The 12248-nt window shown below is 52.2% G+C and carries 8 protein-coding genes; all 8 read right to left on the reverse strand.

All coding sequences use genetic code 11. The features are described 5' to 3' along the window. Positions 1–20 precede the first annotated feature (20 nt). Positions 21–851 (reverse strand): carbohydrate ABC transporter permease, encoded by an 831-nt coding sequence (locus tag PAT3040_RS15460; RefSeq protein ID WP_108993450.1) that lies wholly within the window; start codon positions 849–851, stop codon positions 21–23. A gap of 1 nt (position 852) precedes the next feature. After that, the gene (locus tag PAT3040_RS15465; protein ID WP_258235017.1) at positions 853–1734 is read right to left on the reverse strand and encodes a carbohydrate ABC transporter permease; all 882 of its coding nucleotides are present in this window, start codon (positions 1732–1734) and stop codon (positions 853–855) included. Positions 1735–1971: 237 nt separating this feature from the next. Beyond that, entirely contained in the window at positions 1972–7263 is a 5292-nt protein-coding gene (locus tag PAT3040_RS15470) for a DUF4838 domain-containing protein (protein ID WP_108993452.1), read from the reverse strand. A gap of 40 nt (positions 7264–7303) precedes the next feature. Continuing rightward, entirely contained in the window at positions 7304–9391 is a 2088-nt protein-coding gene (locus PAT3040_RS15475) for a hypothetical protein (RefSeq protein WP_108993453.1), read from the reverse strand. Between the two features lie 5 nt (positions 9392–9396). Continuing rightward, positions 9397–10281: a carbohydrate ABC transporter permease gene (locus PAT3040_RS15480; RefSeq protein WP_108993454.1), complete on the reverse strand. Its 885-nt coding sequence runs from the start codon at positions 10279–10281 to the stop codon at positions 9397–9399. A gap of 17 nt (positions 10282–10298) precedes the next feature. Further along, a complete protein-coding gene (locus tag PAT3040_RS15485) occupies positions 10299–11198 on the reverse strand; it encodes an ABC transporter permease (protein WP_108993455.1) in 900 nt (299 codons plus the stop codon). After that, a complete protein-coding gene (locus PAT3040_RS15490; RefSeq protein ID WP_108993456.1) occupies positions 11195–11575 on the reverse strand; it encodes a sensory rhodopsin transducer in 381 nt (126 codons plus the stop codon). Before PAT3040_RS15490 ends, PAT3040_RS15485 begins: the two co-directional genes overlap by 4 nt. Before the next feature lies 1 nt (position 11576). Further along, on the reverse strand, positions 11577–12248 hold a 672-nt coding region (locus PAT3040_RS37080), incomplete at its 5' end, for a M24 family metallopeptidase (protein ID WP_181376638.1).

Below are 12248 nucleotides of genomic sequence, written 5' to 3' on the forward strand. Positions count from 1 at the left end.
TCCGCAGCCCCCGAATCCCGTTATCCTTTTAATGATCCCGCTGCAATTCCTTTAATAATATATTTTTGCAAAAATACATAAACGAGCAGCAATGGAAGCACGGACAACACCATGCCGGGAAATAACAACGCCCAATTGGTCACATGCTCTCCGACAAACATATACAGCTCAATCGTAATGGTACGATAGCTTTGGTCTTGCAAAAATAACAACGGAACGATAAAGTCGTTCCAGGTATTTAACGAACATAATACAACTACAGTCGCGGTTACCGGCTTAATAATCGGAAATACGGCAAGCCAGAAGGCACGGAACAAGGAACAGCCGTCTATTTTGGCCGCTTCCTCCAGCTCCTTGGGCGACGTTCGCAGAAATCCTGCATACAAAAAAATGGCAAGCGGCAGGTTCAACGCCGTATAAATCAGCATCGCGCCGTAGTAGGTGTTCACCATGCCCATCGAATTAATGAGTTTATACAAAGGAACCATGGCGAGTTGGAACGGCAGCATAATACCCGCCAAAAAGTACATATAGATGATGGAATACGCCTTTTCGGCGCGTCTGGCAAGCGGATATGCAGCCATGGAGCCCAGCAGTACGAGCAACGTCACGGATCCCGCGGTAATAAGCACGGTATTGCCGAGCACAAGCGGAAATCTCATTTGCAGCCAAGTAGCCGCATAGTTAGAGAAATTTATGGAGCTTGGCAACGAAAGCGGCGATAAAGCCATTTCTTGCGATGATTTAAATGTCATGGATACGATAAATAACAGAGGATATAATGCAATTAAGGCAAGTATAATCATCTTTATTTCTAAAATCCATATCATTTTTTTATTCGTTGATAACATTTTAATGCACCTCTCTTCGACGCAACAGCAATATTTGTGCTAACGAGATGATAAATACAAAAAAGAACATGACAACGCCCATGGCCGTGCCGTAACCAAAACTGCTTTTTGTAAACGCGGTGGAAAACAGCAGCGTTGTCATCGTTTCCGTTGCGTAGTAGGGGCCACCCTTGGTCGTGACATAAATAATATCAAACGCCTTAAGCGTGCCGATGCTGGAAAGCACAATATTAATAGTGATGGACGGTGCAAGCAGCGGAAAGGTAATCGACTTGAACTGCTGCCATTTCCCTGCGCCGTCGATATCGGCGGCTTCATACAAGTCTCCCGGAATCGTCTGCAGATTGGCCAAATAGATAACCATCGAATATCCTGAAAACTGCCATACCGCCATAACCACGATGCTGTATAACGCGAACTGCGGATCGCCGAGCCAACTTTGCTCCCATCCGGTTAATCCGACAGTGCGCAAGATCGTATTTAACACGCCGTTTTGCGGCTCATAGATGTACGTCCACGTATAACCAACGACAAGCGGGCTCAAAATAGCCGGTACAAAAAACAGCGTTTTCAAAACTTGCTTGCTGCGTATTCTGGAATCCATCGCCAGTGCGAGCGGCACTCCGATCGCATTTTGAATTAATACGACAAACACCGTAAATATCATTGTGTTGCGAATCGCTTTGGCGAATACGCCGTCTTCCATCAAATTAACAAAGTTGCGCAAACCTACAAAATCCATCGTTTGATACAGGCCGTTCCAATTCGTTAAGCTGTAGAAAAAACTGCCCAACACGGGACCCAATAAAAATGTCGTATACACGATAATGGCAGGTGCAAGGAAACCGGCCAATATAAAATGCTCCTTGCGACTCATCGTCATCTTCAGCAACTTCTCTCATCCCCCTCCGTATACCTTAATCCTATCGAATATGGGTCCACGATTATATTGCCTAGAATTCATGTTTAATCTCTTTTTTTCGGATGTTTGGGCATGTGCAAACAAACCAAAAACAGCATCCGCTCGCCGATGGCGAGACGAATGCTGTTTTTGCTACGGGAATTTTATGCGAGCTGTAAAATCAACTATGTTTCGCTCAAGCACGATCAACCGCTCTACTTACCGTTCTGCATCCGGAAGCTCCGTCAACGACACATCATCCAGCCACATCGCATCCGTTCCGGACATAAAGAAGTAGATCCAGTTATGGTCATAGACGGCATTGATATCCGGCGAATATTCCAGCTCGAGCAGCTGCCATTCGCCGTTCAGCGTGATGTCCGCGTTAGCCGTGACCGGATTGCTGCCCCCGCCTGCCAGCATCTCGTTGACAGAGACGCTGGCAGTCCCGGCTGTAAGCCCCTTGACCCAGGCGCTCAGCTTGTAGCGTTTGCCGGGTTCGAGCAGGAAATCCTGCAATGATCTCGCCAAAGCGTATTCGCCTCCCTGCCGCTCTATCCGCAGAGAACGCCCGCCGCCGTGCGAGACCTCGTGGTCCCATACTCCCGTCGGCGAATGCCATCGGTCCGGGAAGCTGTTCGGCGTAGCCGTTTCAAATCCGGGATTATCCAGCAAATTACCGGCTTCAGGCGTTCCTGGCGATGCCGTCAGGTCCACAAGCGCCGCGTCATCGATCCACAGCTTATCGGTTCCGGACATAAAGATATAGACCCAATAATGTTCATATGTCGCATTGGCGGCGGGCTCATACTCCAATTCCATCGACTGCCACTGATGATTGGCGGCGGCATCCGCATTCGCCACCATGGTCACTCCGCCGTCCGCGGCGACTCCATAGAGGGACATGCTTATCGAGCCCGTCGACGCGCCTTTAACCCGGGCGCTCAGCTTGTAGCGATTGCCGGCTTCCAGCTCGATATTCTGATCAGCGCGGACGAACACATACGAAGCGCCGTTAAGGTCCAGCCTGAGCGAGTAATTACCGCTGTAATACTCCTCATGATCCCATGCTGCCGAGGTTGATATCCAACCATCCGCGAAGCTGCCTTCTTCGCCGCGCTCAAAACCAGGATTTTCTACCAAATTAGCCTGATTGCCAGACTGCTCCAGATGGATCGGGTAGAAATCCCCCGGATTCCAGACCATGCCTCCGCCCCAGGTGATAAAACGTTCCTTGCCATGGAAGTTGCGGAAGAAGAAGCCGTATAACGTGCTGGTTTGCGCCGGATCAACGCCAATGCTGGCGAACGGAATGGCTTGAATCGCATTCCAGCGGTCTGTGCCCACATGGGCCTCGGCGTACCACTCGCCGTTATAGGTCGGGTCCTGGAATGATTTGTATTCGAATTTCACTGCAAGCGGGTTCGAGAAAAAGCCGTAATACGTACCATCCCGATTGCCGGTTACATACGTCTCTACCGAGTCGTCCGCGCCGCTTTTCCACCATTCGCCCGGCGCGCTTTCGCTGACCACCATGCTTGCCAGATCATCGTCCATATTTTCATAGCCTACGTACAGGTTTTCATCATCCCATAACAGGTAGACATTGGTTTCTTCCGGCACCTGCTGCTTCGTGCCCATCTCCCTGAAGTCGCTCATCGCCACCGCGTCCGCCCAAGGCCCGGATTGAAAATCGGTTGCGTTCATGATTTCGGCTTGGCTGGAGGATGTTTTAATGGCTTTCGCCGACAAATTCGGCAGTTGTCCAACGGTGAATACCATCGTCTCGAACGTCGATTTGATCGGTGCAATCCGCAGCTTCTCTTCCGCATTCGCCAAATCCCACGCCTCGTCCAAAGCAGCTTGAGCGGCATCCGCTATACCCGCCAGAATCACGTATCGTCCGATGTATTGGCTTTCGCGCGAATAGACGTTGACGGATTGTTGGTCATAGTTGTAGCCTTGTTTGATCAGATCATAATAAGTTTCCATCGCTTCGGCAGCCGCACCATAAGCTTTAGTCAAAAACTTGTCGGTCAATGCTTCAAGATCGGCATCGGGATTCCAATACAGTTGATGGATAAGCCAGTATTGCAAGGCGTTAATCCCCCATATATCCCCGTTGTCGACTTGGCCCTCGGGCATCACGCCGAGAATGTCCAGATCGCGATAATATTGCATATCGGCCTGCACCTTATCGGCAATCGGACGTTCGTACACATGGGTCGCGCAGCAGCCGTAGTAGTTATACATCAGAATATTATCCGTCGCGTCCGCCCAGGCTTCAAGCTTTAACTTATAGCCGTAGTTGGCATTGTTTTGATCCGTTGTGTTAAACGGCTCCCTCGCATCCTCCGCAGCCGGTGCCATTACGATAACGATATTGTCTTCCAGCTCCACCTTGGGCGGGATATCCGTAAAGAAATACGCGAAGGTCGTTACTTTCACATCCGGATGCGTCAGTTTCAGGTCGGCCGCTACTTTATTGAGAAACGTGAAGAAGACCGTTGATTTATAGGCAGGGTCTTCCGGCTGGACAACAAGTCCGTCGGGGGTCGTAAACGGCAAATTGCTTAGCTCCCCTTGGCTGAATACCTGATTATCCATAATGCCTACGCCGACGTATTCCAGCGGCTGGACGGCAAGCAGCGCTCGAATCTCGCTGGCGACTACGCCGGGAACATCCGGGTGATAGAAATTAATTTGGGAGTCATTCGACACTGGGACGTATTGCCCGTTAATCTCGTTATAGTACTCGGGATGCGCGGCAAAATATTTGTCATTCGGCAGCCAGGAATCCAGATTATGGCCAAGCAGGAGCGGCGTAATGCCGACGCTGTTATGACGGTTCCAATACTGCACATTGCCCATTTCCGCCAACTTGACGTTTAGTTTGTTGCGGGCGAGCATCTTCTCCGTATCCAGATCCGAGTGGAACTCCCCGTATTTGCCAGAACCGGTCGTATGCCAACCGCGCAGCAGGAACGGCGATTTCTCGGCATAATTCACTTTGTTTGCCAAAATGGTGGATTGAGGCTCATATAACATGCCGGAATCAACGGAGCGAGTCCATAGAATATCCGCGTTTTCTTCGAGAAAATCATACACGCCGTTAAGTACGCCTCGCGAATCATCGCCAAGGATGTAAATACGATTGCCCGCGGCGCGAACGGCAAAACCGTCGGAGCCGGCAACAAAGCTGTAATCATCCGCGTACTGGCTGGCAAGCTGCGGTTCGGTCTCCGGCGTGGCAAGCACAATCTCCGCTTTGCCCACGGCATTGCCCGAGGAGATCGTCGTAATCTCCGGAGCCGGTCCTTGCTCGGCATCCACTTCGATCAACCTGACTTCATCCACCCACATCGAGTCCGTACCGGACATGAAGAAATAGACATTATTGAAATTGTACACGGCAGCCGCGTCAGGAGCGTAGTCCAGCTCCACCAATGTCCATTCCGTCGTTAAAGCGCTTTCGGCCCGGGCAGTTACAGGATTGCTGCCGCCGCTGGCTTGCCGCTCGTGGATTTCCATATTCATCGTCCCGGGGCCAGTCGCCTTTACCCAAGCGGTCAGCTTGTAGGTTTTGCCCGGCGTCAAATGCAGCTCCTGTTCGCTTCTGGCAAACATGTAGGGATTGCCTTCCAAATCGATCCGCATCGAATGTTCGCCGGATTTCGTTTCCGCGGCATCTCTGACGCCGGCTGGCGAATGCCAGCCTTGCGGCAGCGTGCCGCTTAACTGCTCGAATCCCGGATTGATCAACAGGTTCGATGCATATTGTACGGCAAGCTCGGCTGTATGGAGCGCCGTGCCGCCCATGCTTGCTTGCACTTCGACGCCATAACTGCCGTCGGCCAAAGCGGCCGTAATTTCGAACGAACCTCGAATTATCTTTCGTTCATTTGCGCCTACGCTTACCTGTGTCGGCAAGTTAACGGGAATGTCGTTGCTGCCGATTGGCGTCAAGGCTATTGTTGCCGGGCTGGACTGGTTATTAACGATGTGCACTTCCAGCGGGTAGTGTCCGCTTTTGGTCAACGTTAATTCGCGATTGGCAAACAAGACGCTTACCGTCGCCGACAAATTCCGTTTGAAGATCGGCAGCTCGGCTCCGCTGACCCGTTTAATCGTCTCCTGCAATTCCTGCGCCGCGTAAAGCATCATGTCATCCGCTTCCGCACCGATCGCAATATCCGCGTTCGCTGTCCCCGCGCTAACGATGGCGGGGAGCGTATCGGGATCCGGAGGATTCGTTCCCCCGTTTCCGTTGCCGGAGCCCGCGCCGGAATTGGGTACAACCGTTGGTTTTTTTCGTGTATCGCCGGCAACCAGCTCGTCTTCAATCGTAGCCGTGCTATCGGAGGCAAATTCAACTTCGACAGGCCATTTTTCCAATTTCGCGCCACTAACCAGGAAGAGAGCGGATGCGATGGTTCCCTCTCCGGTCACAATCGCCGGAGCATGAATGATCAGCTTGCCTATCTTGGCCGATGCTGCCAGCTGTACATTCCCGCCCGCATTCATTTGCAGCTCTCGAATCTCGGAACCTTCGCCGACTTGAATGTTGATTTGCCCATTCCATTTGTCAGCTCTGACCGGTCCTGCCAAAGTCGAATTCAACAACGTGATGCCAGGGTCTCCCCCGCCAAGTATAAACGTCGAGCCCAGCACAGTGACGCCTTCAAGCGTGACTTCGCCGTCATTGACCCCTTGCGTAATATACAAATCCCCTGCTATTGTCAGCTGGCTTAATTTCACCCCCGAGCGATTGATGACCAGGTTTCCGGCCACGTCGGACGAATAAGTCCCCGGCTGCTGGATTAACGTTCCCATCACATTTTGAATCATTTGCACGACTTCGGCGCGAGTCGTGGATTTTCGCGGCTGAAACAGATTTCCTCCGTTCCCCCGCACGTATTGCTGCGCTTGCAAAGCAGACACTGCAGCCACGGCATAATCCGCTATGCTCTCGCGATCCTCGAAGGTTGGAACGGTTTTACCATCCCCGCTTACATGAAAAGCGCGGGCCATAATAACCGCGGCGTCCTGGCGGGATATCGCGTTGCCGGGAGAAAATTTGCCGTTACCCGTCCCTTGAACAATTCCAAACGCGTCCAATTTGGCCACGTCCCGCGCATACCAAGCATTTTCCGCTACATCGGAATAGGAATGGTCCTTGCCGGATCTATCGGGAAAATAAAAGACCCGATTGATAAACGCCGCAAATTCGGCTCGCGTGACGGGACTGTCCGGACGATACGTTTGATCGCCAAAGCCATTTAATAAAGCGCTTTCAATCCATGACTCCATAACCTCCTTCGCCCAATGTTGCGAGAGGTCGGAGGTTGGCTGCCCAGCTTGCGCGGCTTGCTCAGTTTTCACCGCTTGCACAGCTTGCACGGCTTTCGTCGCTTCGCTTGCCGCTCCAGCCTGCTGCGGCGGCAACCCTATAAGCATCATACAGACAATAATAACTATTGATATCCAACGATTGCGCTTGTCCCCGTTCATCGTACCCGCTCCTTTATTGTCATTAATTTGACCGGCTATTTTACAGGCTAACGTCTACAATAACCGCCCCTCTCCCTGGCACATACAGACTAAATGCAGAACCGCGAGGTTTGACGGGAACGCCGGGAAATTCCGTCAACACTTCAATCCGCTGAATGGGCTTGCCCATATCTACATGCGCGGATTTATAATTGATATGCGTATTGGTAAGCAGAAGCCGTAGACGGTTAGCAGCTACCTCAATAGCGGCAACGCCAATAAAAGCTTCGTTCTTGCACACTTTGGGCGCTTGGACGACCTCGATGATCTCAAGCGCTGCCCGGGTAAGAAACGACTCGGCTACCGGACGGAAGTCCAAGCTCTTGGTCCAGGCGATCGCATCGACAACCGGCGCCGGTCCCGGTGTCCAATCCTGCGCTTCCGGATGATGTTCTTCCATAAAGTAAATGCTGCCGGTATCCATGCCAACAGGACGAACGACGCAAATCTGCTTGCCCGCATCATGCCCTTCATGAATATCGAATGGTCTCAGCGCCGCAGCGACACGCTCCGTCAGACGACCGATCAGAATGGCCGCCCCGCCTTGATAAGCAAGTACGGTTTGCAGTTCCCCTTCTGGCAGCAAATGCAAATTCGTTACGAGAATCGGACCATCGAAGGCCGGGACGTTATGAATGCGGATGGCCGAATGTACCGGCGCGCCGCGAGACAAGAGCTCATTTGCATACTTATGCGCAGGCCAAGTCCGCAGCTCCGCATACTCCTGCAAGGAAGCTTGCAACATGGCGTCCGACCAGACCAAAGCGGCTCCCACGATACGCTGCGGCCGAGCTGCGAACCCCAAATTCCAGCGGGCTGTAATCCACTTCCAGCCTTCCCGGCTGATGCCGTCCCCGAGGCAAGCCATAAAGCCCGCCGCGCATCGTGTCGGTTCCCCACTCTCGATGACATACATGCTCGTTAACGTATGGATATCCCGCTCCAGCACGGTTGGCGCATGGCTGATCGCATCCCATTGCTCGTGGGTATCCGCCAGCGCATTCAGGCAAATCAGCTTCGTATGGGGTACATACGCTTTGATCATCAGCAGCATGGACATAAACTCGGTACCTGGTTCGTATTCGGTTTCGCCGGCCCCCGCAGACAGCGATGCGCCAACGGTCTCGACGATAAAGCCGTCAATGCCCGTTTCCGCCAGCATCTTGTAATCGACGCCATATCGATACAGAGCTTCGAACGGTTCTCTCGTCCACGCCGTATTCACGAACGCCTTTTTCCCGGCTTGACGTATCCCTGCCATAATTTTGCGCCAGAGCTGCGCCCACCTGCTGCCATGGAATTCGATCCATTGCAACCGTTGGTTGTTCCAGATCCAGTCCGCGCGCCGTTCCATGTCGCCGGGGTCGCGATCGCAGACGGCCGGCAAATCGCCGGGCAGCGCCGCGCCGCTCCATTGGAGAAACTGTTCGACCATATCATCGGAATAGTCGGTTTCCGCGAGAGTCAGCCTGGGGCTGGTATAACCGTCTGCGCCATGATAGCCATCGAATCGGTAGTCTTCCAGCACCTCCATTAATTCAGGAACAAACCGATCCTCGTAATAGCTGCCGTCCTTCATGCGCCTCAGCGGATTAATGCCCGGAAAAGGCTCGCCCGTCTTGCGCATTTCGTACAGCTCGGGATGGTCGGCGCACCAAACGCTTTTGGCCAGCTCCTCGCTGCCGTCCTCGCCGTCGAACTGAAAAATATCAAAAAACGCGCAGTATACCTCGACCCCATGCTTCTGCAGCTCTTGTACGAGATTCCGCAGTTCATAGTTGGTCCATGTCTGTCTGGCCCTGTCCCTCCCGTAAGGGCGCGCGCCATAGGAGCATATCTCCATCGGCAGCCGCCACTCCGTCTCCATCCCCTTATGCGCATGGACAAAATCCGGCGTATAGAACAACAGGGAGACGCTATCCGGTATAAATCCCGTTTTGTCCAGATAAGCCTGGACGGCATAATCCGGCTGCCCGTTGTCGAAGCCGATGAGTTCGATCCAAACCCAGCGCTCATAAGAAACTGTATCGGCAACGCCAGTCTCCCCGTTGCTTGCATGCGTCTTGCTCACTACACTCACTCCGCTCATTCTGCTCATCCCTTCACACTGCCAAGTACAATGCCTTTGACAAAAAATCGCTGAAGAAACGGATACACGATCAAAATCGGCAACGCGCCGAGAAAAATTTGGGCGGAACGGGTCGTTCGCTCGGATATTTCCAAGATGCCGCTCAAATGATTGGGATCCGTCTTCATTGGATTGCTGTTAATAACCATTAACTGCAAATAGGTAGACAAAGGATAGTTTTGGGGAAAGTTCATATAGATCAGTCCGTCGAACCAGCTATTCCAATGAAATACCATCGTAAACAGGGCGACGGTTGCCAGAACCGGCATGGACATCGGCAGAATCATTCTGCACAATACCGTCCAATGACCGGCCCCGTCCATAAACGCCGATTCTTCCACTTCCTTGGGCAATCCCCGAAAAAAATTCAGCAGCAAGATGACATTAAATACGGAAACCGCGCCCGGAATGACCAACGCCCAGATCGTATCTACCAACCCGGTTTGACTGACTACCATATAAGTGGGAATCAGCCCGCCACTAAACAAAATCGTAAACACGAAAAACCAGGCATACACGCTGCGTCCCTTTAAATCCTTTTGCTCCTTGGACAACGGATAGGCGGACAAAACGGCTAAGCTCATACTGATCAGGAAGCCAAGTCCGAATCGCTGCAGCGTCACCAGAAAAGAAGCGATAAACTCCTTTTTTTGCATGATGTATGCATAAGAGGAAAACGTGAAATCGACCGGCAGCAATTGGACTAAGCCGGCAGATGCCGCCGAACTGGAGCTGAACGAAATGGATAACACTTGCACTAAAGGAAGCAGGCATAGCAGAGAAAGCGAGATGAGGAAGAGATAGTTTCCCACAATAAACGCTTTTCTTGCGAAAGAAGCTTGGTGCAGCATCGCGGTTCTTCCCTTCATCAAAAAATTCTGTAGTTGACCAGTCGGTAAGCCAGGAAATAAGACAACGCGATCAAAACAAACGATACGACCGATTTAAACAGGCCGATTGCCGTGGCAACCCCGAACTGGGCATCCAGCAGCCCGATCCGATAGATCAGCGTGTCGAGGATATCACCGCTCTGATAGACGCTCGGACTATACAGATTAAACACTTGATCGAATCCGGCGTTTAGCACGTTGCCGAGACTTAGAGTTGCCATAAGGACGATAATCGGGACCATGCCGGGAAGCGTGACATGCCACATCTGACGCATATGGTTCGCTCCGTCGACAATGGCCGCTTCGTACAAGGCGGGATTAATCCCGGTTATCGCCGCGAGAAAGACGATGGTGCTGAAGCCGAACTCCTTCCATACATCCGAAACAATCAGAACGGAAGGAAACCAATTGTTGCTCCCCAGGAAAAAGACGGTGTCCAAACCAAATGCCTGCATTAGTTGGTTCACGATCCCCTCCGAAGGAGATAGGACATCAACCAAAATCCCGCCAAGAATGACCCAGGACATAAAATGCGGCAAATAGATCAATGTCTGCACTCCGCGTTTGATAAACATGACCTTCAATTCATTGAGCAAGATGGCGATGATAATCGGAACGATCATGCCCAGCACGATTTTCATCGATGCGATAAAAACCGTATTATAAAGGACCTGCCAAATATCGGGCATCTTCAAAACATAGCGAAAATTGCCGAAACCGATCCAATCCGATCCGAACAGCCCTTTAATCGGAATAAATTTTTGAAAGGCGATTACGATCCCCGCCATGGGATAGTAGCAGAACACAAGCAATACAAGGATGCCGGGAACCAGCATCAGATGGAGAGGAACCTGTTGCCTTAGCTTCTGCATGCTCATGCTTCCGCATATCCCATCATGCCGATATAGGCGAGGTTCGGCTGCGCAATGTCCATGCGGCCGTATTGAATAACAACTTCTATATTGCTTCTGAAACGCAGCGAATATTGGAGCTGCCGATCCAGACGGATGCCGCCGATATCCTGCGGGCGGTCCATGCGCAGGCATTTCACCCGCTTCGCCGACACTATAATCGGAATCCCCTCATCCGGATCGCGGTCTTCGTAATAAATATCCATGAACACTTCGGCGGCTTCATCCTGACAATTCAGAATCATGACTGCTTCATGGCCCTCAAAGGGCTCGCCTTCTACTTTGCCTGCAAAGGGCAAGTAGCCGTCTACGATAAACCAGTTTTTCGCGCCCTGTTTACTCATGTCAGCCTCCCATTGCGATAGAGATGATCCGTTGTTCTTTCCACGTTTTGCTCAAATGCCGGACAAGCGGCGACATGGATTCGTAGCCATCCTCCGTCACCAAAAGACTTTCCTCGATACGGTTGGAGCCATGCGGATGCCCGAATAGGCTGACGTCCGTGTTGACTGTCATCCCGGCTTCGAATAGCGCTTCGGCATGTTCGTCCGGATACGGAGATTCCGCTTCCGCCAGTCCGCAGCCATGCATCGGAGGGTACAGGTCGTATGGCGTCACCCCTTGTTCCCGAAAGTAGTCTTTGACAGCCCGGACAACAGCGCCTTGCTTTTCCCCGGCCTTGATTTTGGACAGAGCTATATCCTCCGCTTCAACAAGAATGTCGATAAAGGCCTTCTGTTCCTCGCTGATCGTGCCTGCGACAAACGGGAAGTTTAGCGTCGCGACATAACCCTCGACCTGAACGGCGATGGCTGCCATAATCATATCCCCGTCCTCAATCACCTTGCGCGATGCACGCCCGATAATCGTGTTGACGCGTTCGCCGCTCGTCAGCAAGCAGAACGGGATGCTCTCCGCCCCTTGGCGAGTACATTCTCCGTAGGCGAGTGCGGCAAGCTCCAGCTCGGTCATGCCTGGCCGCACCTGCTCGATCATCAGCCGATAGCCCGCCTCGGC

The organism is Paenibacillus agaridevorans, from assembly GCF_003112455.1.
In the GTDB taxonomy this organism is placed as follows: Bacteria; Bacillota; Bacilli; order Paenibacillales; family Paenibacillaceae; genus Pristimantibacillus; species Pristimantibacillus agaridevorans.